Below are 26130 nucleotides of genomic sequence, written 5' to 3'. Positions count from 1 at the left end.
TAAGGGCAATTTTTGCCTCTCCTTAAAATCAAAACATTAAAAACCACAATGGACAACAAATAAAAAACCGCCTCAAATTTTGTTTTGAGACGGCTTCTTTTTTATGGAATGTTCTTACTTTGGTATTGATTTAGTAAAAGTCTGATTTATTTAAACAAATAAAATATTTGTAACTTTGGACTCGATAACCAAATCAAGATTTTAATTAAGTACCAAATTTTTAATATTTATGAATTACATTCTTTTTGACGGTCCCGTCCGGAATGCATTATTACCTTTTACTTTTACAAGGCCTGTAGCAGATATTCTAATTGGAATTATGACAATTCGCCAGAAATGGGAAGCACGTTTGGGTTCAACAATTACAACCATTACCGAAGATTATTTATCTGTCAAATTTCCGATGGTGGAAATGGAAGAAAATGTCATGATAAATGCAGCGTATTTACCAAATGATACGCTTGCTGAAATGGTTTCTGATTTAAGAGAAAATCAGGCAATCTTTAAGGGTGATGATGTAATTGCTTTTTTTACAACTGAAAATCAGGAAGAGGTTGATTTCGATTCTTATGAAATCATTCAATATAATGGTGATTGTTTAACAGTTGAACATACCTGGGATATCTTCTCTAAAAATGATGCTGCCATTCGCGCTGATTTTAATTTCTTAACAGAAGACAGAAAATCACAGCCAATTCCAAAGAGTGTAAATGTAATTGCGCCTGAAAATATTTTTATTGAAGAAGGAGCAAAGTTAGAGTTTGTAACTTTAAATGCGTCCACTGGTCCTATATATATAGGTAAGAATACCGAAATTATGGAAGGAACTGTAATTCGTGGTCCTTTTGCTTTATGCGAAAATGCGCAGGTGAAGCTGAATGCTAAAGTTTATGGTGCTACTACAGTTGGCCCTGGATCAAGAATTGGGGGAGAAGTTAAAAATTCGGTTCTTTTTGCTAATTCAAATAAAGGACATGACGGATTCTTAGGTGATTCTGTCTTGGGTGAATGGTGTAATATTGGCGCAGACAGTAACAATTCAAACCTAAAAAATAATTACGAAGAAGTGAAATTATGGAGCTACGAAACGGAAGGTTTTGCTAAAACCGGACTTCAGTTTTGTGGTTTGATGATGGGAGATCACAGTAAATGCGGAATCAACACGATGTTTAATACGGGAACTGTAGTAGGAGTGAGTGCTAATATTTTTGGAAGTGGTTTTCCTCGTAATTTTGTTCCGAGTTTCTCTTGGGGCGGTGCAGCCGGGTTTACAACTTATATAACCAAAAAAGCTTTTGAAACGGCGAAATTGGTTATGGGACGAAGAAACATTGAGTTTGACGAAACAGAATCTACAATCCTGGAACATATTTTTGAAGAAACGAAAAAATGGAGAAAAGACTAATTAGATAATTAGAAAATTAGTCAATTAGATAATTTTGGTAAACCGGACAAGTTTTAGAACTTGTCCGGTTTTACTTTTTGATGAATTTTAAAATTATATAATTTTTCTATTTGGCACATTTTCTAATTATTGAAATTATCTAATTATCTAATTGACAAATTGCCACATTTAGAATTGGCACATTATCTAATTAAAATCTATCTTTGCACCACGAAAAAAAGGGGTAGTCAGATAAACGATTAACCGATTAAACAAATTCACAAAAAGTAATGATTACAGTTAACGATATTTCGGTTCAGTTTGGTGGAACTACATTATTTAGCGATGTTTCTTTTGCTATAAATGAAAATGATAAAATTGCCCTTATGGGTAAAAATGGTGCGGGAAAATCGACACTTCTAAAAATAATTGCAGGTCAAAGTAAACCTTCAACCGGAAGTATTTCGACTCCAAAAGATGCTGTTGTGGCTTATTTGCCTCAGCATTTATTGACTAAAGATGGCTCTACTGTAATGGAAGAAGCTTCAAAAGCTTTTGGTGAGATTTTTAAAATGAAAGCTGAAATCGACGAAATCAACGAGCAATTGACAGTTCGTACGGATTATGAAAGTGATGCTTATATGAAATTGATCGAAAGAGTTTCTGACTTAAGTGAGAAATTTTATGCGATTGAAGAAGTAAATTATGAAGCTGAAGTTGAGAAAATTTTAGTTGGTCTGGGTTTTGAACGTGAAGATTTTACGCGTCAGACTTCTGAGTTTTCAGGAGGATGGAGAATGAGAATCGAATTGGCTAAAATTCTTTTGCAAAAACCGGATTTGATTTTGCTGGATGAGCCAACGAATCACATGGATATTGAAAGTATTCAGTGGTTAGAAGAGTTTTTGATTAATTCTGCAAAGGCAGTTGTGGTAATTTCGCACGATAGAGCATTCGTAGATAATATTACGAATCGTACTATTGAAGTTACAATGGGAAGAATTTACGATTACAAAGCAAAATATTCTCATTATTTAGAATTGAGAAAAGATCGTCGTATTCATCAGCAAAAAGCTTATGATGAGCAACAAAGAATGATTGCTGATAACAGGGCTTTTATTGATCGTTTTAAAGGAACGTTTTCTAAAACCGATGCCGTTCAGTCACGTGTTAAAATGTTGGAGAAATTGGTGATTGTTCAGGTTGATGAAGTAGATAATTCGGCTTTAAAATTAAAATTCCCTCCGGCGGCGCGTTCAGGACAATATCCTGTTGTGGTAAAGGATTTGTCTAAATCATACGGAGATCATGTCGTTTTTAAAGATGCTAATATTGTTATCGAAAGAGGTCAAAAAGTGGCTTTCGTAGGTAAAAACGGTGAAGGTAAATCGACTATGATCAAAGCGATCATGAAAGAAATTGGTATCGATGAAGGAAGTGTAGATATTGGTCATAATTCACAAATTGGATATTTTGCCCAAAATCAGGCTTCATTGTTAGATGAAAATGCTACCATTTTTGAAACTATAGATAATATTGCTGTTGGTGATGTTAGAACTCAGATCAAAAATATTTTAGGGGCATTTATGTTTCAGGGTGATGATATTACCAAGAAAGTAAAAGTGCTTTCAGGTGGAGAGAAAACGCGCTTGGCAATGATAAAATTATTGCTGGAGCCAGTTAATTTACTGATTCTGGATGAGCCTTCGAATCACTTAGATATGAAAACTAAGGATATTATCAAAGATGCGTTGCGCGATTTCGACGGAACTTTGATTCTGGTTTCTCACGACCGTGATTTCCTTGACGGATTGGCTACTAAGGTTTTTGAATTTGGAAACAAAAGAGTGAAAGAACATTTTGAAGATGTTGCCGGTTTCTTAGCGCATAAAAAAATGGATTCTATGAGAGAGATCGAAAAATAATTTTTGAACATATATAAAACGAAAAAGCACAAGGATTAACTTGTGCTTTTTTATTTTGTGAGAAATCGTGAAATTAAAGTCTAATTCCAGGAGGGAGTAATTCTTTGTACTTTGGGTTTTTTTTAATAAAAAGTGCAATTTTTGGATGAATAGGCATTAGTTTGAATTTCTTTTCGATGACAATTTCCATAATACTTTTAAGCAATGTATTAATCAACTCCTGATTTTCAAAACCTTCCGGAGTATTGATTTTTGTTAGGAAAATTTTCTTTTCCTGAAATGAATACTCGACAGAAATTAGTCCTTCGGGGGTTATGGTTTCAAATTGTCTTGCGAAAGTGTTGTCTTTGATTTCCATAATTGTTTCAATAGGTTCCATAATTTTACATGTTTTTAGTAGGTTAAAAATGTTAATATAGATTAGGGTTTTAATTCGTTCAAACTTGTTTTGGTGAAGATTGAATACGAATCATTTGGCATACAAAGGTAATCATTTGATTTTCAATATGAAATTATTTTTTTAAGTGCTTGCTTAATTCTCTTTTTGTAATTTTATTTGTTTTAATATCGAATTATGGTGTGAGATTTGCTGTGTATATTATAAAAAAGTAAATTTAACTTGAAATTGAAACTGTAATTAAAATTCCTTTTCCAGCAAATGACTAAAATTCCTGTATATTTTATGCCTGGTTTGGCCGCAAGCTCAAGCATTTTTGAAAGAATTATATTAGATGAATCTATTTTTGAAATGTGTTTGCTGGAGTGGGAGATTCCGCAGCCTAAAGAATCATTGTCTGATTATGCACTGCGAATCACTAAAAACATTAAACATGAAAATCCGGTTTTAATTGGCGTTTCTTTTGGAGGAATTCTGGTTCAGGAAATGGCAAAACATATTCCCGTTCGGAAAATAATCATTATTTCAAGTGTAAGAAGTAATACTGAATTTCCGAGAAGAATGAAGATTGGGAAAACGACAAAGGCGTATAAGTTGATCCCGATGAAGTTGATTTTGAATATCGAAAATCTTGCAAAATATTCTTTTGGGGAAAAAATAAACAAACGTATTAAGCTGTATGAGAAGTTTCTGGCCATGCGGGATCTTAATTATTTGCAATGGGCTGTTGAAAATGTAATTTTATGGGACAGAGATGAAAGAGATGAAAACGTTATCCATATCCATGGCGACAAGGACGATGTTTTTCCTATAAAGTATATTAAGAGCTGTATTATTGTAAAAGGAGGAACGCATGTTATGATTCTTAATAAATACAAATGGCTGAATGAGAATTTGCCTTCGATCATATTGGAAGATTAGAAATCTTCAAAATTCCAATTTTTTTAAATTCTAAATTCCAATTCTTTGGGGGTCTTAGAATCTTTGTTAAGGTTTTTGAGCTTTGATGAGGTTTACGAGCAAAGTTATTATGCACAATCTTGTCATTTCTGATAAAAAATGAGAATTAATAGTTCAAGGGGGTAAATCTTCTTTTGAAAACGATTCCCCTAGCCCTGATGGGAGGGAGAATCCTTTTGTGCCGGGGTTCGGCACAAAAGATTGGAAGGACAGCAGGAAATAGCTCCTGATTAAAAGCCAAATTCTAATAAATTCCATGATTTATCAAAAAACACTGAGTGAGATTGCTTCGTTCCTCGCAATGACAAAAAAATCCCAAACGCCATAAATTGGAATTTGGGATTTTAAATATCGTAGTTTAAAGAAGTTTAGATTTTCTTCATTTGATCTTTCATCATGGTGATTTGCTCTTTCAGCATGCCTTGTTTGTCTAGTTTTTTAGCTTCGTTCAATAAATTAGTCGCTTCAAGCTTTCTTCTGCGTGACATTGCAACTCCGGCAAGGTTTAATTTTGCTACTGCTAAATCCATATCCATTGATAGTCCAAGTTCGATTGCTTTCTTGAAATGTTTCTCAGCCTGGTTGATATTGGTCTGAGATAACATGATTCCGTGAAGGTAATTAAAGTACCCTTGTTGTTTTCTTACTAATGCAGCTTCCGGATTTTTGATGTATGCTAGCCATTTTTTAGCACCTTCGAAGTCTTGTTTTCTTAATTTAAGGAAGGCTAAAAGAATAAATTCGTTTTTGAAATAAAGAAAAATCGGAATTGCAGTCAATAATATAAGGAAAATACCATTCCCGATATTACTCTCTGTAAATTGCCAAACGCCAGCAACTACAAGAAGTCCGGCTAAAATAAGTTTAATATTTTTGTTAAACATAATAGATGTATATTTGAGATTGCAAATATAGTAAAATGAATTAAAAATATTTTTATTAAAGTACTTGCCAGAAAAAAAAGTCTTTGTATATTTGCACTCGGTTTTAGAATAACGTTATTGTAAAACAGAAAAGAGATATTAGATACCATTTTAAAGATACAAAGCAATGAGCAAAAGAACGTTTCAACCATCGAAAAGAAAAAGAAGAAATAAGCACGGATTTATGGACAGAATGGCTTCTGCGAATGGAAGAAAAGTTCTGGCGCGTAGAAGAGCAAAAGGAAGACATAAATTAACTGTTTCTAGCGAGCCTAGACACAAAAAATAATGTTTGTATAAACATACATAAGGCGATTACTTTTTTAGTATCGCCTTTTTTTATACCTTGTCGGTAAAAAAAGCTGCAACGTTCTAGTTTAGAATATACTACGAATGTTTTTTAAAGTACTTTATATAACTACACAATACAAATACAATGCCTAAAGACACATCAATAAAATCAGTTTTAATAATAGGATCAGGACCTATTGTTATTGGTCAAGCTTGCGAATTCGATTATGCAGGATCTCAATCTGCACGTTCTATTCGTGAAGAAGGAATTGAAGTTATTTTGATAAACTCAAATCCAGCGACTATTATGACCGACCCAACCATGGCCGATCATGTATATTTGAAACCATTAACTACAAAATCGATTATTGAAATTCTAAAGGAACATCCGCAAATTGATGCAGTTTTGCCAACAATGGGTGGACAAACGGCTTTGAATTTATGTTTGGAAGCTGATGAAAAAGGAATTTGGCAGGATTTCGGAGTAAGATTAATTGGTGTTGATGTAAATGCTATTAATATTACTGAGGACAGAGAGCAATTTAAACAATTGCTTCAAAAAATAAATGTACCAACTGCACCTGCAAAAACGGCAACTTCTTTCCTTGAAGGAAAAGAAATTGCTCAGGAATTTGGGTTTCCGTTAGTAATTCGCCCTTCGTTTACATTAGGAGGAACCGGAGCGGCTTTTGTTCACAGCAAAGAAGAATTTGACGAAAAACTAACCTACGGATTAGAAATGTCACCAATTCATGAAGTGCTGATTGACAAAGCTTTATTAGGATGGAAAGAATATGAATTGGAGCTTTTGAGAGATAAAAATGATAATGTTGTGATTATCTGTTCGATCGAAAATATGGACCCGATGGGAATTCATACCGGAGATTCGATTACAGTTGCACCAGCAATGACTTTATCAGATACAACTTTCCAAAAATTACGTGACTATGCGATCTTAATGATGCGTAGTATCGGAAATTTTGCAGGAGGATGTAACGTACAATTCGCAGTTTCCCCAGACGAAAAAGAAGATATCGTAGCAATCGAGATTAATCCTCGTGTGTCTCGTTCTTCTGCTTTAGCATCAAAAGCGACTGGATATCCAATTGCTAAAATTGCTTCTAAGCTGGCTTTAGGATACAATTTAGATGAATTGCAAAACCAAATTACAAAATCGACTTCGGCTCTTTTCGAACCGACATTGGATTATGTAATTGTTAAAATACCACGTTGGAACTTTGATAAATTTGAAGGTGCTGACAGAACTTTAGGACTTCAGATGAAATCTGTTGGTGAAGTTATGGGGATTGGCCGTTCGTTTCAGGAAGCTTTACACAAAGCAACACAATCGTTAGAAATCAAAAGAAATGGTTTAGGTGCTGATGGAAAAGGATATACGAATTACGAGCAAATTATTGAGAAACTGACTTTTGCAAGCTGGGATCGTGTTTTTGTAATTTATGATGCGATTGCAATGGGAATTCCGTTGAGCCGTATTCATGAAATCACAAAAATCGATATGTGGTTCTTAAAACAATACGAAGAACTTTATACTTTAGAGAAAGAAATTTCGAACTATAAAATTTCGAACCTTCCAAAAGAGCTTTTGCTTGAAGCGAAACAAAAAGGTTTTGCCGACAGACAAATCGCACACATGATGAATTGTCTGGAGAGTGAAGTACATACTTTGCGTATGGAAAAAAATATCAACCGTGTGTTTAAACTGGTTGATACTTGTGCGGCTGAGTTTAAGGCACAAACACCTTATTACTACTCGACTTTTGAGGCTGAGATCGAAAAAGCAAACGGCGAACGTTATGTAGATAACGAAAGCATTGTTACTGATAAAAAGAAAATCATCGTTTTGGGTTCAGGACCAAACAGAATTGGACAAGGAATTGAGTTTGATTATTCTTGTGTGCACGGAGTTTTGGCAGCAAAAGAATGTGGCTATGAAACAATCATGATAAACTGTAACCCGGAAACAGTTTCGACTGATTTTGATACAGCGGATAAATTATACTTTGAGCCTGTTTTCTGGGAACATATTTATGACATCATTCAGCATGAAAAACCGGAAGGTGTTATTGTTCAGTTAGGTGGACAAACCGCTTTAAAATTAGCTGAAAAATTATCTAAATACGGAGTAAAAATCATCGGAACTAGTTTTGATGCGCTTGATTTAGCGGAAGACAGAGGACGTTTCTCAGACTTATTGAGAGAATTACATATTCCTTTCCCACAATTCGGAATTGCAGAAACAGCTGACGAGGCTTCTGCCTTAGCAGATACTTTAGATTTCCCATTATTGATTCGTCCTTCTTATGTATTAGGAGGTCAGGGAATGAAAATCGTTATCAACAAAAAAGAACTGGAGGAACACGTTATTAATTTATTGAAAACGATTCCTGGAAATAAATTGCTTTTAGATCATTATTTGGCCGGAGCAATCGAAGCGGAAGCAGATGCAATTTGTGATGCTGATGGGAATGTTTACATCATCGGAATTATGGAGCATATCGAACCTTGCGGAGTTCACTCTGGAGATAGTAATGCGACATTGCCTCCTTTCAACTTAGGGGAATTCGTAATGCAGCAGATTAAAGATCATACTTATAAAATAGCGAGAGCTTTAAAAACAGTTGGTTTGATTAACATTCAGTTTGCTATAAAAGATGATACAGTTTATATTATTGAGGCTAATCCAAGAGCTTCTAGAACAGTTCCATTTATTGCAAAAGCATACGGAGAGCCTTATGTAAACTACGCTACAAAAGTAATGTTAGGGCACAATAAAGTAACAGACTTCGATTTTAATCCGCAATTGAAAGGATATGCGATCAAACAACCGGTTTTCTCTTTCAGTAAATTCCAAAATGTAAATAAAGCATTAGGGCCAGAAATGAAATCGACTGGAGAAAGCATCTTGTTTATTGATGACTTAAAAGACGATCAATTCTACGAGTTGTATTCTAGAAGAAAAATGTATTTGAGTAAATAAAATAGAAACACAAATTCTGATATACAAAAAAAAGCTCCAATGAAAATTGGAGCTTTTTCAATTTAAAGTAAGATGTATTATTTATTGGTGTTAACCAATTGCTGCAAAGGTTTCAATTGTTCCATGTCAATTTTTGACTTTTGCAAAACAGACATTAATGTCATGATGTTGTTCGGGTTCATGTTTTTTCCTAAAACGCGAACTACTGCAAAACCATTTTCTTTTCTGTTGGCAAAAACTACAAACTCTTCGATGTTTTCATCAGAGCCAACATAACTTATAGAAGCACCGTCTTTACCAGAACCAACTTTCATTAATTCCTGATATTTTGGATCTTTTAGAATTGCTTTTACTTTTGCTCTTTCCGTTTCAAATTGAGCCTGATTTTTATCGTCTGCTTTAAAAGCTAAAATGTTCATTTTGTCAAACGATTTTAAAGCTTCGTTTTGTTCTGCTGATAACTTTGCTTTGTCTAAGTTTAAAATATTAGACGAAACATCAACAGCGATAAAATCTTTATTATCGGTATTCTGTACAAAATATTTTTGTAATGATGGTTCAGAATTACAACTTACTAAAGTTAATAATGCTAAAAGTACTGTGGTAAAGATGCTGGTTCTCATGATTATTTTTTGCCTTTAGAGGCTTTTTTTAGATCAGAACCTCCAGGAAGCTGCATTTTGTCTGTAAGTACTGAGATTTCGTTGATGTCAAAATTACCTGTTAAAGATAATAAAACCGTTTCGTCACCTTTAACTCCGTCAACATACATCAGTAGTTCTCTTACCTGAGAATCTGTTGCTCCTGATTTTACTGATATTTTTACGTTTCTGCCACCGTCATTAATTCTCATTAATTCTTCTAAACCGGCTGTTTTAACATATTTATCTGCTGAAGCTTTCATTTCAGCTTCGATTTTAGGGTTTTTTGTTGTAAACACTTTTAGGTAGTCTAATTTTTTAATCAGACTGATGTATTGCTGCATTTCCTTATCAGAAGCGTCAACTTTTACTTTACTCATTAAATCGAACATTTTTTTGTTTACAATTACTGAGGTTACATCGTCCTGACCATCAAATTTGTCAAAGGCTCCCTGAGCATAAAAGGCGGTACTAACGAATGCGAAAACTAGTGTTATGATGAAATTTTTCATTTTGTTTATTTTTTTTGATTGATTTAAATTACTGTTTAAAAATTTTGTTTTTTGATTGTTCATATTCCTCAATGTATTGTACACTTTCAATACCTACATTCACATTGTTTGATAATAAGGCTAAAGCTTTTTGCGTTGCAGCAAGTGCCTCTTCCGGGTCATCATAGGTTCCTAATTCTGATTGCGCTACAACCGGAGTTGTAGTTTCCTGGCTCACATAATAAAAGGTTCCAATTCCTAGTAAAACAACAACTGAAGCTGCAATTGATAACCACGCCACATTACGTTTTTTAGTTTGTAGTGGTATCTCTTGCTTCGATTTTTGTTGTTTTACCTGAGAGAAATAACCAAACATTGGTTTGTATTGCTCTAAATGCTGCGCAACATTCGGCGAAGAAAAGTATTCTTTTAATTGGTTTTCTTCTGCAATAGTAGTTTCTCCCTGAAAGTATTTTTCTAATATATTTTCTATTTTATCTAATTCCATAACTGTGTGTATTAACCATTGATTCTCTTATTTTTTTTCTCGCTCTCGAAAGTGCTACCCGAATAGCCGTTTCATTCATGTTGACAATTTTTGCAATTTCATCAAATTCATATTGTTCAACATCGCGAAGCTGAATTAATATTTGGAGTTGCTCGGGCAACTGATTTATTATTTTTTCGACCCACTCCAGACTATCAGAATCTTCCAGTTTTTTGTCTAACTGTGGTTCACGATCTGTATAATTATTATGAACTATTTTTAGATTTCCTGCTCTTTTAGATTTTAACTGATCCAGACAATAATTTTTGGTCATTGTCATTGCGACAGCTTCAATATTATTATAGGCGTCTAAATTTTCTTTTTTGTTCCATAATTTCACCATTACTTCCTGTGTCGCATCTTCAGCTTCTTCAGTACTAGTGAGCAATCTTTTTGCCAGACGAAAAACTTTGTCTTTAAAAGGATTGATCAATTCTATAAACGCAACTTGATTCATAATTGGTTATTTGTTGGTTTTTGGTCGGTTATAAGTTACTTTCTTAGTATGATTTTTTTTAATTAATCAATATTTATAAGTAAGCTTATATAGTCAAGACGAGGCACTATTATTTTTGTTACAACGTATTTTTAATTTTTTTTTGAAAAAACAACTTAAACTGAATAATGTTAAAACTAAAGGTAGTATTTTTACGTTAATATATTATTGATACCACTATACTTACCTATATGAAAACAATATTAAAGAGTTTATTACTTGCGTTTTTGCTTGCTTTTGCTTTGCAATCGTGCGAAGATCAGGATGATGTTGCTGCTCCGGCAGATTTGCAGGTGAATGATTTTATCTGGAAAGGATTAAATCAGTTTTATTTATGGCAACCTGATGTTCCTAATTTAGCTGATGATCGTTTTAGTTCTCAGGAAGCGCTTAACTCTTTTTTAAAAGGATATTCTCAACCCGATGATTTATTTCAGGATTTACTGAATAAACCAAGTAGTAAATTCCCAAAAGGACAGGCAATTGATCGTTTTAGCTGGATTGTTGACGATTATACTGTTTTGGAAGGAGAACTTCAGGGAACTACAAAAAATGATGGAGTAGATTTTAGATTGAGTTACAAACCGGGAAGTACAACAGATTTAGTTGGGTTTGTTCGTTATATTATTCCAAATTCTGATGCTTCAACTAAAGATATTAAACGTGGTGATCTTTTTACAGCCGTAAACGGAACACAGCTAACAGTTTCAAATTATAAAGGACTTTTGAATGCTGACAGCTATACACTGAATATGGCAACTATGAATGGAACAGCCATTACTTCTAATGGTAAAACAGTGGCTTTGGTTAAAACTACATTAGATGAAAATCCAATTTTTATTAATAAAGTGATTGTTTCCGGAAGTCATAAAATTGGTTATTTAATGTATAATGGATTTTATGCTAATTATGATGCCCAACTTAATGACGCTTTTGCGACATTAAAATCACAAGGAATAACTGATTTTGTTTTAGATTTAAGATACAATGGCGGAGGCTCGATTCAAACAGCATCAAGGCTGGCAAGTATGATTACTGGTCAGTTTGCAACTAAAATTTTTGCCAAAGAAAAATGGAATCCAAAGGTGAATGAATATTACGAAAGCGAAGATCCCGAATCGTTGAATGTCAGGTTTCCGGATAAAATAGACGGAGCTGCAATCAATAGCCTGAATTTATCTAAAATATATATCATTACTACAGATGGAACTGCTTCTGCAAGTGAATTGGTTATCAACGGACTTGTACCTTATATTTCTGTAGTTCAGGTAGGAGAGACGACGGTTGGTAAAAATGTAGGTTCGGTTACCTTGTATGATTCACCTAGTTTCGGGAAAACAAATAGAAATCCAAATCATAAATATGCTATGCAGCCTTTAGTTTTAAAAATTGTGAACTCTGCTGGTTTTGGAGAATATACAGACGGTTTGACACCAACTTATGAGCAATTGGAGTATATTAATAATATGGGGGTTTTAGGAGATCCGTCAGAGCCATTATTGAATTTAACAATTTCCAAAATTACAGGTTCAACTGCGAAGAAAATCCAGCAGGACAGAACTCAGGCTTTAAGAACGTTCACGAATGTTAAAGCAATGAACGGAATAAGAAATCAAATGTATACTGAAAGAGCACCAGAAGGGCTTTTAAGAGCATTAAAATAGATGTAAATAAGAAATAAAAAGTAAAAAGGCTTTCAGAAATGAAAGCCTTTTTTACAAAAAATCCAAAAACTAATTTAAAAAAATAAAGGTATTAATCGTTGAAGTAAAAACCATTTGGTCCTACACCAACTGTCAATTCTTTTTGCAAACTTCCACTTAAGTTGTAGATGTAAGCTTTGCTGTTGGATCCGAAATCGCCCCCATCAGCAATAAATATTTTATCATCGTTTACAGCAAAACCATAAATTGAACCACCTGCAGGAAGACTAGCAGTTGCAATTGCTGTAGTTGAAGCTTCTGTTGCTGTAGTCGTAATTGCGTATACTGATTTGTTAGAAGTATAATAAACCTTATCATTATAAATGTCTAAGTATCCGGCTCTGTCTAAAGATGCAGGGAAAGTAATTTTAGTAACCGATTTGTCAGATAATTTTACTTTTACAATTTCACTTCTGTTATTACCATAAGGAGCTCTCAAAACATACAAAATACCATCTTCAACTTCCATACTGTCACCACTATCACCAATCGTTATCGGAGTTTCTAATGCTTTTGTCGCAGGGTTTACTACCAATACCTTGTCATTAGAAGAATCTGTAATGTATAGTTTATTGTTTTCCAATAAAATTCTATTTGCAGTTGCGCCCAACTCAATTTTAGATTCTACTTTATTAGTAGCCAAATCGATTATTGCAATATAATCATCAGTATTACCAGTAGCCGGGTTAATGTAAGAATACGTATTAGCATTCGTTACATATGCTTTCCCATCTTTTACAACTCCATATCTTGGGCTTGCAAGTCCTGTTTCAACTTTTGCAATTAATTTAAAAGTGTAACGATTTACAACATTAATCACGTTTGATCCACCAGCAATAATATAGGCTTTATCTCCATCAAAAAAGATGTTTTGAAGATATACTCCAGCAAAATCAGCTCCATTTACAGTCTTGTAAACATCTGTTGTAAAATTGGCTAAATCATCACTTGCAAAAGAAACTGAACCACCATCAGAATTTCCTTCGTTTAAGATGAAAAAACCATTATCATAAACTCCTTTCGGATCATTGTTGTCATCATCGTTTGAACAAGAAACAAAAAGCGATACACTTAATGCTACTAAAAATAATCTGGTTAACTTCATTATATTAAAATTTAAGGTTTAAGTACATGTTAAAATTTCTTCCCGGCATTGGTCTGTTTTCAAGGCTTTCATAATTTTCATTCCAAAGATTTAAAACCTGAAACCCTAGTTTGAAAGAGCTTAAAAATTTAAAATCATAATCGATTCCTATATTTGAAACCATATAAGCCTCTACAATTTCATTTGGATCATTATCAGCTTGTCTATAAACAAAACCGTTATACAAAAATTGATAATAAGCTGAAATATTATTCCTTGAATAAGAAACAGCTGCTGTAACTTTATTAAAAGGAACAAAAAAGAGTTGTTTGTTTGTCTCCAGATCTTCAGAAACCGTGTAGGCATAAGTGGCATTGGCACCAAAATAATTTTTGCCATATTGTTTTTTCCAGCTTAGTAAAGTTTCGGTTCCGTAAGTGTTGACTTTATCCGTATTTTGCGGTGTCCAGATTCCGTTGCTTCCGGGAATCCAACGTAATAAATCGGTAATTTTGATATAGTAGAAAGTCTGCGTGAGCGAAATGTTTTTATAAGTAAACACATTTCCAATTTCTGCCTGATAGGAACTTTCAGGTTTCAAATCCGGATTTCCGCCTTCTTCCCAATACAAATCATTGAAGGTTGGAATTCTGAAATTTCTTGACAAATTCAATTTTAAATTATATAATTTTCCAAATTGATACGAAGATCCCAAAGAGAATAAAACCGGTGATTTGTAATTATCCGTGAATTCTTTCCTGATGCCAAATTCGTTTTTCCAATCTTTTGAAAAATCTTGTTTAATAAATAATGCTGCAGAGCTAATTTCTCTTGTATTATCACCAAAACCACTTCCAAAACCTTTAGTTCGGTTGTAATCTAAAATTCCATTGACCTGTGTCGATTTGAAAAGCGTATAACCTAAATCAGCTTTGGCGATGAAGTTTTCCGTTTTTCCGAAAGTGTATTGATTAAGTGAATTATCAGCGTAATATTGATAATTTTCAAAAATATAAGCAGTTTTGAAATTGGTTTTGAATTTTCCAAAATCGCCGTCGTATTCTAGTAAATTTCGATTGAAACCATTCACATACTTGCTTTTGGTTTCTGTTTCTGTTATTAATGAGGTATTTCGATCTGTGTTAGAAGCTTGACTGTATAATTTCAGACTGTTTTTGGCATCAAATTTATAACCCAAATTAGCACTCATAGTTACAACATCATATTGCCCGTTTTGGTTCCAGCGTTGTTCGCCTTTCCAGGTATATTGATTCAGATATTTATAATCGTTTGTCGAACTGTTTTTAGAAAAACCAATTTGAGCACTCCATTTTTCGTTCGAAATAGTAGTTTTATAATTAATTCCGATGGTATTGAAACTTCCGTAATCCAATTTCAAATTATTCTCAAAACGCTTGTAAAAACTCAGATCATTATTTAAATGCACGGTTCCTCCAACGGCTCCACTTCCATAAATAACACTTCCTCCACCGGCTTTTACACTAACCGAATTATAATCGGAACCAGAAATCGTATTGAAATCAGTACTTCCGTTCATTTGAGAATTGATATTGATTCCATTCCAGATTACAGCCGTTTGCGATGAAGTTGTTCCTCTAAAAGCAACTGTCGAAAGCATGCCGCGTCCGTATTCCTTGAAATAAATAGTTGAGTTGAAATTTAGAAGATCCGTTAATAAAGCTTCATTTTTATTGATGACAGAATCATTAAGCTTTAAAACCGATTGTGAAGTGGAATATTTTTTAAGATTAGCATCAGAAACTACAACCGTTTTTAGATTTGTAATAGAATCGTTTTGCGCCGAAATAATCTGGCACAGCAACAGCAAACAAAAAGCAAAGCGTTTTTTTAAAGTCATAATTTCTACACTCTTTTTCCCGAGAGTTCGATATTTGTTATAAAGGCAGGTCTCCTGGCTTGCGTCTTGTTGTTTACCTTCCCATTCGCCGGGCGAACAGTGGTTTTGTAGTTAACAACAAGCATTCTTTTCAGAACTTAGCTTACAGTTGCGGGTACAGCTCAAGATTTTACTTGATTCCCTTTTAATGCGTTTTTAAAATTAAAACACAACCTTAAATTTCGGGCAAAGATAAAGTTAAAAATGTTGAATTATCAAATTTGTTTTACTTTTTAAGTCAAATTCTAAACAAAATCATTCTTAGAGCTCAATTTTAATGACTTCACCAAAATCTACTTTATTCTGAAAAGCATCTTTTAACGGCAAAGAAGAATAATGACATAAGATACTTCTGATGATTCCGGCGTGACAAACAAGAACAATTGGCTGATTGATTTCTTTTGACCTTAAATCAGTTAAAAAGTCTTCAACGCGGTTATGTAATTCCACAAAAGATTCTCCATTTGAAGCCGGAACATTTACAAAATCTTCCATCCATGGATTGAGTTGTTCGGGCAGAATATCATTCCAGTTTTTCATTTCCCAATCGCCAAAATTCATTTCCATTAAACGTTTATCTTCCTGATAAGATATTGTTTTGATGTTATCCTGAATATATTTTGCCAAAAGAACACAACGTTTTAAGGGACTAGAAAAAACAATTGCTTCTGAAGGTAATTGTGTTACAATATTTTTAAAAATGGAATCGAAAGGTTCGGCTATGTTTACATCAGATTGGCCATAACAAAGGCCTTTTTCACAAGCAGTTTCGGTATGACGAACTAGATAAATTTCCATATAAAAAGAAAGCTTAAATAATAAACAACTTCGCAAACCTGTTGTGTTGCACCCAGACAATCCCCAGTATAGCCATCAATCCATTTTTGAAAATAACGCGCCAAAAAATAACGTGTTATAAAAACGGGAATTAAGAGAAACAAGAATTTGTACTGAAAATAAGAAAGCACTAAAAGGGGCAATAATCCGAAGAAAAAAGAGCCTAGAATTTCTTTCCAGGTATGTTTTTTAGCAATTGGTTTGCTTTTGCTCGTAGCATCATCACGCGAATATTCGTGTGTGAAAATGATAGAAATAGCAACCAAACGACTTAGAGAATGAGCTGATATAAACAAAAGAAAAATCTGCAGAAGTCCATTATAACTTTCTATTTGAAAAATAGAAATTGACTCAGAAAGTAATTTAAATTTCAATAAAAATAATAAAACTAATCCAATTGCTCCATAAGCACCAATGGCACTATCTTTCATAATCATTAAAATCTTTTCTTTGGTCCAGCCTCCGCCAAAACCATCACAAACATCCGCAAAACCGTCTTCATGAAAAGCACCAGTTGTTAGAATCGAGGCGATGATGGCTAAAATTACAGCAATTTCAACAGACAAAAACTGAGCGAAAATATAAAAAGCCAAAAAAGAAATACTTCCCACAATCCATCCAATAAAAGGAAAATAACGTGTGGCTTTATTTAAATAATCAGGATTATGATCGATGTTTTTTGGACATGGAATTCGGGTGTAAAACATTAAACAGGTGAAGAAAATATGTAGTTCTTTTTTCATTTATGAAAGATATTTGTTTTAATATTTAATGAATACAATTTAGATAATCTTATCATTTCGACGAAGGAGAAATCACACTAGAAGCTCACACACAGTGCGTCGCTCTCTGGATGTGATTTCTCCTTCGAAATGACAAACCAAGGTGCTTTTCTCACTTCCTGCTAACCCCGGCACTCTCAAAACTAGCCATTTCATTTAAAAAAGCCTCAGCCGATTTCAAAATCGGAAAAGCAATCGCGCAACCCGTTCCTTCACCCAGACGTAAATCTAAATTTAAAATTGGTTTCGCATTTAAATAGTGAAGTAATTTTTGATGTGCCTGTTCAGCAGAGCAATGACAAAAAATAGCATTTTTTATAATAGCAGGATTCATTTTTGAAGCAATTAAAAAAGCAACACTGCAAATAAAACCGTCAACCAGAATCAGCATTTTGTTTTCAAAAGCCGTCAGCATTCCGCTTGCCATTTGTATGATTTCGAAACCTCCAAAATAAGCAAGCTGTTCTTTTAATTCGGCTTGACCGAAATAATTTTCAATTGCTTTTTTTAGAAATTGCTTTTTCTGAATTAGTTTTTTATTTTCAACTCCCGTTCCTTTTCCAACACATTCTTCAATAGAGAAATCAGTTAAAAGACTCATTAAAACCGAAGCGGTAGAAGTATTCCCAATTCCCATTTCACCAAAACCAATGCAGTTCGAACCCGTTTTAGCAATATCTTCGACTATTGACTTTCCTTTTTCAAAACACAATTGCAATTCGGTTTTGCTCATTGCGGGCGCGTGCAGGAACGATTGGGTTCCTTTTGCAATCTTGGCATTTATGAGATTCGCATTTGTCGGAAAATCATAATTGACACCCGAATCAACAATCGACAAATGAATGTTATTTTGTTTGCAAAAAACGTTTATCGCCGCGCCGCCTTCCAAAAAATTACCAACCATTTGGCGGGTTACATCTTGCGGATAAGCGCTCACGCTGTGATTTGCAATTCCGTGATCTGCCGCAAAGACAGCAATATTCGGATTTATGATTTTTGGATTTAATGTTTCAAAAACAGTTGCCATCTGAAAAGCCAAAGATTCTAAAGTTCCCAAAGCCCCAACGGGTTTGGTTTTACCGTCTATTTTTTCTTGTAAAAGTCTGCTGAAATCTTTTTTATTCTCAACGTCAGTTTGAGGTTTTAATTTCAAATCAGAAATATAACTTTCTGTTACATTTTTAATTTCCGAACAAATTGGTGCTTCTGATTTCTGTTTCCAGTGCAATTGTTGCAACATCGGCTGATTATCATAATTTGTGGCCGGTTTTCCAACACAGAAATAACCCAAAGGTTCAATGTTTTCAGGTAAATCGAGTATTTTTTTAAACTGATGATAATTCAAAATTGAAACCCATCCCATGCCATAACCTTGATCGGTAAGGGAAAGCCAGATATTCTGAGCCGCACAAACCGAGCTAAATTTCACCGCTTCATTACTGCCAACGGTTCCAATTGTGAATTGATTTAAAACGGAACGGTCATAAGCTATAATAAGTCCAACTGGTGCTTCTTCAATAGCTTCGAGTTTCAGCGATCTATAGTGTTCTTTCTGTTCCGGATTATCGGTTAGTGATTCAGCTTTTTTATTATAATCTAAGAACAAATCTTTGATCGCATTTTTTACTTCTGCCGATTTAATGATATAATAGCGTGTAGCATCCGTTAGTCCAACAGAAGGTGCCCAATGTCCTGCCTGTAAAGCTTTTTCAATCACTTCATCAGGAACTTCATCAGCGGTAAAATGCCGGGTATCACGACGCGATTTTAAAATATCGTCTAAATTAGTCATGTTGTTGGGGTTAAAATTCCAATAAAAAAAATCCAAATTCCAATTTCAAAAATCAATCTGAATGTTTGAATTTATGTAAAGTTAAGGCAGTGCCTTGGAATTTGGAATTTAAAATTTGGAATTTTATTTTATTTTTACTGGAATTCCCGAAACCATCAAAACAACTTCATCTGCTTTTGAAGCCAAAAACTGATTCATCCAGCCTTGTAATTCGGTGAATTTTCTGCCGATATGAGTTTCTGCATGAACACCCATTCCAATTTCGTTGGTCACAATAATCATTGTCGCATTTTCCTGATTTGCAATCGCCAGAAATTCTTTTTTGGCTTCTTCCAAACTTAAAGTTACATCATATTTATGATCAGTAAAAAAGTTTGTAAGCCAGAGTGTTACACAATCAATCAAAGCTACTTTTTCCGAAAAATCAATTTCACTTAAATATTTTTCTTTCTCAATATTGGTCCAGCGCTCGTCACGTTCCTGCTGATGTCTGTCGATTCTGGTCTGGAAATCATCATCCCATTTTCTGGCCGTTGCCACGTACATTGGTGTATCTGAAAGTCTTAGGGCTAAATTTTGGGCATAACTGCTTTTTCCTGATCGTTCGCCTCCGGTAATTAAGTAAATCATTATAATTATTAATTGTTAGTTGTAAATTGTTAATTTGTGGTAGAAACTGCTTTGGAAATGAGTTGGCTTTTTGTAGTTTTGAGAATACTTGTTATTAGTTTTAAAATTGCAATGGCATCGCTGTTGATGTTCTCAAATTCATTATCATTTAAATAATCAGTAGCTTTTAATAATTCTAACCAATAAACTGATTCATTTGCTTCTTTTTGTGCAATCGCAAATTTATGAATGAAATCACTTTTGCTTTCGGCATGTTCTGCTTCTCGAACCATCGCACCAATACTTGTTCCTGATCGTAACAGTTGTTTGGAAAGTGTAAATTCTTTTTTCTCAGTAGATAAATATTGATATAATTTGACAATTCGAATAGCAAAATCAAAACTTTTGTCTTTGATTACGTTGTTTCTCATAATTAACAACTAACAATTTATAATTAATAAGGGCAATGACGACAATCATTTCCGCAACAGTTTCCACGTTTCAAATGAAACCAACTAGTAAAAACGGTATTGCCATCTTCTGTATAATAATCGATATCCTCAATAAGTTTTCCGGTTTTTGGTAAAGATAGAGCTTTATTATGTAGTGCTTTTATTGGAGTCATAGTCTCGACATAAGCATCTATTTTGTCTACGCAGGCTTCTTTAAAGCAAGTCTGACAAAGACAATCGCCTCCTTCAGAAAGATTAAAAATAGGAGGGAAATCATTACACCAACATTTGTTTTCAACAGAAATATCTCCGCAGCTAAAAGTAGATTCACAACTTGAGCAAACTTTGGTTTTTGTGGTATTCATAAATATAAAAGATAATTTTGTTGAAATTTGTAAGAATAAAGGTAAACAAAAAATTTAGAAATTGCCTTACCTTTGTCGCTATCGAAAATTTAAATAATGAAATTGTGATATTCAAAATCTGTGCCGATATTGCATATTAACGATTTCATGCTCCAAAATAGTATAACCAGTATATGAAAAATCTATTACCTAAATCCATTTTTATTCTATCTTTTTTTCTTCTAATCGGATGTAAAAAAAATGAAACTGCTAAAGTTGCAAAATCTCCAATTGCTAAAAATAGTATTGAATATGCTTCTGGACTTTCTATTGTAAAACACGAAGGATTTTCAGTAGTAACGGTGACAAATCCCTGGCCAAATGCAAATAAAAATTTTACTTATATTTTAAAAGAAAAAGAAGCTAAAGTTCCGGATAGTCTACAAAAGTATACGACTATTCAGGTTCCTTTACAATCGGTTGTAGTAACATCAACGACCAATATTCCTTATCTTGAAATGCTGGATGTCGAAGATAAATTAGTTGGTTTTCCGCATACCGATTATATTTCATCTGAAAAAACCAGAATATTAATTGATAAAGGTGCCGTGAAAAATGTTGGACAAAATGAAAAATTAAACATTGAACAACTAATAGAATTGTCGCCAGATTTAATTGTGACTTTTGGCGTAGATAACAACAATCCGATGTTGGATAATTTGACAAAAAGTGGTTTAAATGTAATGATTCAGGCCGACTGGATGGAACAATCTCCACTTGGAAAAGCTGAATGGATTAAACTCTACGGAGCCTTATTTGGGAAAGAAGATAAAGCCAAAGAATTGTTTGATAAAATTGTAACAAGCTATAATCAGGCTAAGAAATTAGTAGCTAATAAACCTGCAACTACCACAGTATTGTATGGTTCTATGTATGAAGATGTTTGGTATGTGGCCAAAGGAAACAGCTGGGTGGCGCAATTTATGAAAGACGCACAGTCTAATTATTTATGGGCCGATTTAAAAGGAACAGGAAGTCAGGGTTTATCGTTCGAAAAAGTATTAGACAAAGCGAAAACGGCAAACGTTTGGATTGCTTCGGGATCTTTTCTGACTTTAGCCGAATTGCAAAAAGCAAATCCCCATTACAGCGAATTTGATGCTTTTAAAAACAAATCAATCTATACTTTAGAAAGTAAGTTTGGAGCAACTGGCGGAACCATTTACTATGAATTATCACCAAGTCGGCCAGATTTGGTTTTGAAAGATTATATCAAAATTTTTCATCCGGATTTGCTGCCGAGTTATGAGTTTACTTTTGCATCTAAACTGAATTAAATTGGCGAATAAAAAAAGAAATACCATTTTATTTATCGTTCTGGGTTTAGGACTTCTTCTGATGTTTTTTGCGAGTATTAGTTTGGGTTCCGTTAATATTCCATTTAGAGATGTCTATACGAGTTTAACTGGAGGTCAGGCCAGTAAAACGACCTGGGAATATATCATTATCAATTACCGTTTGCCAAAAGCGATTACAGCAATTTTAGTAGGAACGGGACTTTCAATAAGCGGTTTGTTGATGCAGACTTTATTTAGAAATCCGCTTGCAGGACCTTATGTATTAGGATTAAGTTCGGGCGCAAGTCTCGGAGTGGCTTTTGTGATTCTTGGTGCTGGATTTTTGCCTTCTTTTTTGAGAACTATTGCATTATCGTCATATGGAATTGTTTTGGCTTCGACTTTAGGGAGTACACTTGTTCTATTATTGGTTTTAGTAGTTTCACAACGTTTACGGGATACGATGGCAATTTTAATTGTCGGCTTAATGTTTGGAAGTTTTACTACTGCAATTGTTAGTGTTTTAACTTATTTTAGTACAGCTGAACAGCTTCAGAAATTCACTTTTTGGTCATTGGGAAATCTTGGAAATCTTTCCTGGAAATCAATTACAGTTTTGGCAGTTAGCGTATTTTTGGGTTTAGTTTTAAGTGCGGGTAGCATCAAACCTTTGAATGCGTTACTTTTAGGCGAAAATTATGCAAAAAGCATGGGTTTGAATTTCAATAAAGCCCGTTTGATCATTATTTTTGCAACCAGTATTTTAGCCGGAAGTATCACTGCTTTTGCAGGTCCGATTGCGTTTATTGGGCTTGCCGTTCCACATATCGCAAAACTGACTTTTCAAACCAGTAATCATATGATTTTGTTTTGGAGCACATTGCTTTTTGGAGCTATTATTGTATTATTCTGTGATATGGTTTCTCAAATGCCGGGCTTTGATGTTACGCTTCCGATAAATGCTATTACGTCTATAATTGGTGCGCCGGTAGTAATTTGGTTATTAATAAGAAAAAGAAATTTTAAGTAAGATATATTTGACCACGGATTACGCAGATGAAACGGATTTTCGCATATTATTTTAATTCCTAGAAAAAACTTAGCAACTTCAAAAAAATGAAAAAAATTCTTGAAACTTTAAATTTAACAATTGGCTACAAGTCCAAGAAAGCAACTGTGACAATTGCTGAAAACTTAAATTTGAGTTTAAATTCAGGAAAACTTATTTCATTAATTGGTGCAAATGGAATAGGGAAATCAACGTTATTACGGACGATTACAGGAATTCAACAACCATTGTCAGGAAAAGTTCTTTTGAATGAAAAGAATATAAATACTTATAATACTTTAGATTTAGCACAGAATCTAAGTTTGGTTTTAACCGAAAAATTACCACCCAGCAACCTTTCTGTTTTTGAATTAGTGGCCTTAGGAAGACAGCCTTATACGAATTGGATTGGAACTTTATCCCAAACAGATATAGAAAAAGTTCAGGATGCAATGGCATTAACCCAAATTGAACATTTGGCACAAAAAAGGCATTTTGAAATTAGTGACGGACAATTGCAAAAGGTTTTGATCGCAAGAGCTTTGGCACAAGACACGCCGTTAATTATTCTTGACGAACCGACAACGCATTTAGATTTATTACATAAAGTTTCGCTTTTCAAATTGCTTAAAAAGCTAACTCAGGAAACCCAAAAATGTATTTTATTTTCAACACATGATATCGATTTGGCGATTCAGTTAAGTGACGAAATGATTATTATGACGCCGGAATTTGTTGTTCAGGATGAACCATGTAATTTAATTTCAAAGGGAAGTTTTGCCACTTTGTTTAAAGATGAACATATTATTTTTGATGCTGAAAAAGGTAAGTTTGTGATTACTTAGAGTGTTTTTTTAATAAATTCTATTAATTATGAGTCCCAGCGGGACATTATATTTATAGAATTATAAAAGCATTTTGGTAGAACCCCATTGGGGTGAAATATTTATCTATCAAAATAAAAATTAAGATATCGCACCTCTGGAGCTTTGGCCTAAGTTAATATTATAACTATAAATATTATGCTCCTCTGGAGCTTCAAAATAAATTAAGTCTTCAACCCAATCTGTCTTTTTGCCTCTCCAACCACAAAAGCCACAGAATTTGCAATATTAAAACTGCGTATTAAATTCGACATCGGAATCGTTAAATGATTTTCAAAACGAGCTAAAACTTCCTGACTTAAACCCACGCTTTCTTTTCCAAAAACCAGCCAGTCTCCATCCTGAAAATCGGTTTCTAAATAGGATTTCTCTGCATGCGAACTCATCAAAAAAACACGCGATTGATCCGGAATCTGCTGAATCCATTCTTCTATATTTTGATATTCGGTCACATCAAGATGCACCCAATAATCCAAACCCGAACGTTTCAGGTTTTTATCGTTAATCACAAATCCGAAAGGATGAATTAAATGTAGTCGACTTTCGGTTCCCACACATAAGCGCCCAATATTTCCGGTATTATTTGGTATTTCCGGTTCTACAAGAACAACGTTTAGCATTTTTTTGAGTTATGAATTATAAGTTATGAATTTTGAGTTTCAAAATAATTATCAAATTATCTAATTGACACATTATCTAATTAGTTTTCTAATTTAAAATCTGAAACTTCCAGAACTTCTCCGGCTTTTAAGTTTTGCAAATATACATTTCCTATTCTAACACGAACCAATCTTAAAGTAGGAAAACCAACTGCAGCCGTCATTTTACGAACCTGACGAAATTTGCCTTCATTTATAGTTATAGAAGCCCATGATGTTGGGCCGTGGCGCTCGTCACGAATTTTTTTTGCTCTTGGTCCAAAATCAGGAATTTCAGTAATAATAAATGCTTTACAAGGTTTGGTTTTATATTTTCCGCCATCAAAACCAATTTCAACTCCTTTTTGCAGTTCTTCTATTGTTTCAGGAGTTATGACGCCATCAACTTGCACGTAATATTCTTTGTCGACTTTTTTACTTCTTATTTGTTCACTTACTTTTCCGTCGGTTGTCAGTAGAAGCAATCCTTCAGAATCTTCATCTAAACGGCCAATTGCCATTGTTCCTTGGGGGAAATCAAATAATTCGCCCAAAAGTTTTTTCTTTCTTTTTAGCTCATAGATAAATTGGCTTAAATAGCCGTAAGGTTTAAAAAGAATGAAATGATGGTGCATGTTTTAAATTTTTGACTGCAAAGATAGTCTTGTTTGTGAAGTATTTCCAACTAATACTTAAGCTCTGTTTGTCATTTTCTTAAGCCATAAAAAGACAAACCAAATTACTGTGATTCCGAAAATTATAAATAATGGAAGATAATAATCCTTGAAAAAATCATGAAAATAGCTTCCAATTAAAATATAAGCCGAAGCTATGCATAGTTTTATAATGATAAATTCGGCATTTGACCAAGTCGTTTTTGCATTGAAAAAGTTCATAATTATTGATTTTATCGTTATTTAAAAATCTGTGCTACTAATTTACTATTATTTTGATAATTATTGTGTTATGAGTTTTAAATGCGATTTTTAAATTAAATTAAGAATCCAAAAGCTATGTTAAAGGTCTTATTTTTCCCATTTAGAATTCGTAATATTATGTAGTAATGGAAAAAATATAATGTCATGGAAAATAATAATCTAGGTTCTAAAAAAATAAACGGAGCACAAAAAAATATCGATGAATCAAAAGGCAAAAATATCTCACACGATGCTGAATTTCATGAATCAGAAATAAAACAAGAAGTAGTAACTGACAAAAGCGGAAATGAAGAAATTGTAGACAGAGCCCGAAATGAAAACGAAAGTATCAAAGAAACTTCAAAAGATATAGATTCAAACAATCCAAATGCCAATCGCGGAGTTTCGACAGAAGAACAAGCGAAAAAAACGGTAGAAAATAAAGATCTAAATTCTGATATCACACCAAATCGTTATCCAAATTCAAATCCGGAAAGTCATGAAGATCGCGGAAATATGAAATTAGATGAATGATTTTGAAAATAAGTGATTCTGTTTTAACTGCCCATAAATATAAAATACGAAAACAGCTGCCTGAATTTAAAGGCAGCTATTTCTGGTTTTATTAATAAGTAATTCAAGAAGGAAAAGATTGAGGACTATTTTCCTTATTTGTACATTGTTATAAAAATCTTACAATTATTTCATGTTTTAACAATATTCTCTTAA

27 protein-coding genes and 1 riboswitch are annotated in these 26130 nt (G+C 33.6%); of the genes, 10 read left to right on the top strand and 17 right to left on the bottom strand.

The window, feature by feature from the left end; translation table 11 throughout:
• The first annotated feature begins 229 nt into the window (after window positions 1-229).
• Both ASC72_RS10950 and ASC72_RS10945 read left to right on the top strand, forming a co-directional pair.
• The gene (locus ASC72_RS10950) at window positions 230-1405 is read left to right on the top strand and encodes a GlmU family protein (protein ID WP_056190728.1); all 1176 of its coding nucleotides are present in this window, start codon (window positions 230-232) and stop codon (window positions 1403-1405) included.
• A gap of 269 nt (window positions 1406-1674) precedes the next feature.
• A complete protein-coding gene (locus tag ASC72_RS10945; RefSeq protein WP_056190727.1) occupies window positions 1675-3309 on the top strand; it encodes an ABC-F family ATP-binding cassette domain-containing protein in 1635 nt (544 codons plus the stop codon).
• A 73-nt stretch (window positions 3310-3382) separates the two neighbouring features.
• On the opposite strand, the gene ASC72_RS10940 is transcribed toward ASC72_RS10945, so the two are convergent.
• The gene (locus tag ASC72_RS10940; RefSeq protein WP_241775680.1) at window positions 3383-3688 is read right to left on the bottom strand and encodes a GNAT family N-acetyltransferase; all 306 of its coding nucleotides are present in this window, start codon (window positions 3686-3688) and stop codon (window positions 3383-3385) included.
• Between the two features lie 279 nt (window positions 3689-3967).
• Here ASC72_RS10940 and ASC72_RS10935 point away from each other — a divergent pair, with 279 nt between their 5' ends.
• A complete protein-coding gene (locus ASC72_RS10935) occupies window positions 3968-4627 on the top strand; it encodes an alpha/beta hydrolase family protein (protein WP_056190725.1) in 660 nt (219 codons plus the stop codon).
• A gap of 407 nt (window positions 4628-5034) precedes the next feature.
• Here the strand turns inward: ASC72_RS10935 and ASC72_RS10930 are convergent, their stop codons facing one another.
• Complete coding sequence (locus ASC72_RS10930) at window positions 5035-5550, bottom strand: hypothetical protein (protein WP_056190723.1); 516 nt, start codon at window positions 5548-5550, stop codon at window positions 5035-5037.
• A 166-nt stretch (window positions 5551-5716) separates the two neighbouring features.
• Between ASC72_RS10930 and rpmH the strand changes: the two genes are divergently transcribed.
• Window positions 5717-5878, top strand: a complete 162-nt coding sequence (rpmH, locus tag ASC72_RS10925) for a 50S ribosomal protein L34 (protein WP_008464848.1) — start codon at window positions 5717-5719, stop codon at window positions 5876-5878.
• 147 nt (window positions 5879-6025) lie between these two features.
• Window positions 6026-8881, top strand: a complete 2856-nt coding sequence (carB, locus tag ASC72_RS10920) for a carbamoyl-phosphate synthase large subunit (protein WP_056190721.1) — start codon at window positions 6026-6028, stop codon at window positions 8879-8881.
• A gap of 77 nt (window positions 8882-8958) precedes the next feature.
• Here the strand turns inward: carB and ASC72_RS10915 are convergent, their stop codons facing one another.
• The 4 genes from ASC72_RS10915 to ASC72_RS10900 are packed head-to-tail and all read right to left on the bottom strand — an operon-like array spanning window position 8959 to window position 11017.
• Window positions 8959-9504 carry a DUF4252 domain-containing protein gene (locus ASC72_RS10915; RefSeq protein ID WP_056190719.1) on the bottom strand — a complete coding sequence of 182 codons (546 nt, stop codon included), beginning with the start codon at window positions 9502-9504 and terminating at the stop codon, window positions 8959-8961.
• Between the two features lie 2 nt (window positions 9505-9506).
• Window positions 9507-10034 (bottom strand): DUF4252 domain-containing protein, encoded by a 528-nt coding sequence (locus tag ASC72_RS10910; protein WP_056190734.1) that lies wholly within the window; start codon window positions 10032-10034, stop codon window positions 9507-9509.
• 28 nt (window positions 10035-10062) lie between these two features.
• Window positions 10063-10521 carry a hypothetical protein gene (locus ASC72_RS10905; RefSeq protein ID WP_056190717.1) on the bottom strand — a complete coding sequence of 153 codons (459 nt, stop codon included), beginning with the start codon at window positions 10519-10521 and terminating at the stop codon, window positions 10063-10065.
• Entirely contained in the window at window positions 10508-11017 is a 510-nt protein-coding gene (locus tag ASC72_RS10900; protein ID WP_026984094.1) for an RNA polymerase sigma factor, read from the bottom strand. Before ASC72_RS10900 ends, ASC72_RS10905 begins: the two co-directional genes overlap by 14 nt.
• A gap of 230 nt (window positions 11018-11247) precedes the next feature.
• Between ASC72_RS10900 and ASC72_RS10895 the strand changes: the two genes are divergently transcribed.
• Window positions 11248-12720 carry a S41 family peptidase gene (locus ASC72_RS10895; RefSeq protein ID WP_056190715.1) on the top strand — a complete coding sequence of 491 codons (1473 nt, stop codon included), beginning with the start codon at window positions 11248-11250 and terminating at the stop codon, window positions 12718-12720.
• A gap of 91 nt (window positions 12721-12811) precedes the next feature.
• Here the strand turns inward: ASC72_RS10895 and ASC72_RS10890 are convergent, their stop codons facing one another.
• The 8 genes from ASC72_RS10890 to ASC72_RS10855 all read right to left on the bottom strand — a co-directional run bounded on the left by ASC72_RS10890 (window position 12812) and on the right by ASC72_RS10855 (window position 20598).
• Window positions 12812-13864: a YncE family protein gene (locus ASC72_RS10890; protein ID WP_056190713.1), complete on the bottom strand. Its 1053-nt coding sequence runs from the start codon at window positions 13862-13864 to the stop codon at window positions 12812-12814.
• Window positions 13865-13868: 4 nt separating this feature from the next.
• A complete protein-coding gene (locus ASC72_RS10885; RefSeq protein ID WP_056190711.1) occupies window positions 13869-15722 on the bottom strand; it encodes a TonB-dependent siderophore receptor in 1854 nt (617 codons plus the stop codon).
• Window positions 15723-15748: 26 nt separating this feature from the next.
• Window positions 15749-15954, bottom strand: a riboswitch (cobalamin riboswitch).
• A 68-nt stretch (window positions 15955-16022) separates the two neighbouring features.
• Entirely contained in the window at window positions 16023-16559 is a 537-nt protein-coding gene (cobC, locus tag ASC72_RS10880; RefSeq protein WP_056190709.1) for an alpha-ribazole phosphatase, read from the bottom strand.
• A complete protein-coding gene (locus tag ASC72_RS10875) occupies window positions 16544-17341 on the bottom strand; it encodes an adenosylcobinamide-GDP ribazoletransferase (protein WP_056190706.1) in 798 nt (265 codons plus the stop codon). Before ASC72_RS10875 ends, cobC begins: the two co-directional genes overlap by 16 nt.
• Before the next feature lie 151 nt (window positions 17342-17492).
• The gene (gene cobT / locus ASC72_RS23640; protein ID WP_082564291.1) at window positions 17493-19172 is read right to left on the bottom strand and encodes a nicotinate-nucleotide--dimethylbenzimidazole phosphoribosyltransferase; all 1680 of its coding nucleotides are present in this window, start codon (window positions 19170-19172) and stop codon (window positions 17493-17495) included.
• Between the two features lie 123 nt (window positions 19173-19295).
• On the bottom strand, window positions 19296-19802 hold the full coding sequence (gene cobU, locus ASC72_RS10865) for a bifunctional adenosylcobinamide kinase/adenosylcobinamide-phosphate guanylyltransferase (RefSeq protein ID WP_056190704.1): 507 nt from the start codon (window positions 19800-19802) through the stop codon (window positions 19296-19298).
• Between the two features lie 29 nt (window positions 19803-19831).
• The gene (locus ASC72_RS10860) at window positions 19832-20212 is read right to left on the bottom strand and encodes a four helix bundle protein (protein ID WP_056190702.1); all 381 of its coding nucleotides are present in this window, start codon (window positions 20210-20212) and stop codon (window positions 19832-19834) included.
• A 23-nt stretch (window positions 20213-20235) separates the two neighbouring features.
• Window positions 20236-20598 (bottom strand): DUF5522 domain-containing protein, encoded by a 363-nt coding sequence (locus tag ASC72_RS10855; protein WP_056190700.1) that lies wholly within the window; start codon window positions 20596-20598, stop codon window positions 20236-20238.
• Window positions 20599-20771: 173 nt separating this feature from the next.
• On the opposite strand from ASC72_RS10855, the gene ASC72_RS10850 reads away from it, so the two are divergent.
• The 3 genes from ASC72_RS10850 to ASC72_RS10840 all read left to right on the top strand — a co-directional run bounded on the left by ASC72_RS10850 (window position 20772) and on the right by ASC72_RS10840 (window position 23807).
• The gene (locus ASC72_RS10850) at window positions 20772-21914 is read left to right on the top strand and encodes an ABC transporter substrate-binding protein (protein WP_056190698.1); all 1143 of its coding nucleotides are present in this window, start codon (window positions 20772-20774) and stop codon (window positions 21912-21914) included.
• 1 nt (window position 21915) lies between these two features.
• Window positions 21916-22944: an iron ABC transporter permease gene (locus ASC72_RS10845; protein ID WP_117595789.1), complete on the top strand. Its 1029-nt coding sequence runs from the start codon at window positions 21916-21918 to the stop codon at window positions 22942-22944.
• Between the two features lie 86 nt (window positions 22945-23030).
• Window positions 23031-23807 (top strand): ABC transporter ATP-binding protein, encoded by a 777-nt coding sequence (locus tag ASC72_RS10840; RefSeq protein WP_056190696.1) that lies wholly within the window; start codon window positions 23031-23033, stop codon window positions 23805-23807.
• A 203-nt stretch (window positions 23808-24010) separates the two neighbouring features.
• Here the strand turns inward: ASC72_RS10840 and ASC72_RS10835 are convergent, their stop codons facing one another.
• The 3 genes from ASC72_RS10835 to ASC72_RS10825 form a co-directional block, all read right to left on the bottom strand.
• A complete protein-coding gene (locus ASC72_RS10835) occupies window positions 24011-24466 on the bottom strand; it encodes a tRNA (cytidine(34)-2'-O)-methyltransferase (RefSeq protein ID WP_056190693.1) in 456 nt (151 codons plus the stop codon).
• Between the two features lie 80 nt (window positions 24467-24546).
• On the bottom strand, window positions 24547-25119 hold the full coding sequence (locus tag ASC72_RS10830; RefSeq protein WP_056190690.1) for a pseudouridine synthase: 573 nt from the start codon (window positions 25117-25119) through the stop codon (window positions 24547-24549).
• A gap of 57 nt (window positions 25120-25176) precedes the next feature.
• Complete coding sequence (locus ASC72_RS10825) at window positions 25177-25380, bottom strand: hypothetical protein (protein ID WP_056190688.1); 204 nt, start codon at window positions 25378-25380, stop codon at window positions 25177-25179.
• A gap of 186 nt (window positions 25381-25566) precedes the next feature.
• Between ASC72_RS10825 and ASC72_RS10820 the strand changes: the two genes are divergently transcribed.
• On the top strand, window positions 25567-25935 hold the full coding sequence (locus tag ASC72_RS10820) for a hypothetical protein (protein WP_056190687.1): 369 nt from the start codon (window positions 25567-25569) through the stop codon (window positions 25933-25935).
• Window positions 25936-26130 lie beyond the last annotated feature (195 nt).

The sequence above is a fragment of the Flavobacterium sp. Root420 genome (genome assembly GCF_001427905.1).
In the GTDB taxonomy this organism is placed as follows: domain Bacteria; phylum Bacteroidota; class Bacteroidia; order Flavobacteriales; family Flavobacteriaceae; genus Flavobacterium.
The sequence above is the reverse complement of the archived record's forward strand: the minus strand, read 5'-3'. Positions and strand labels throughout refer to the sequence as shown.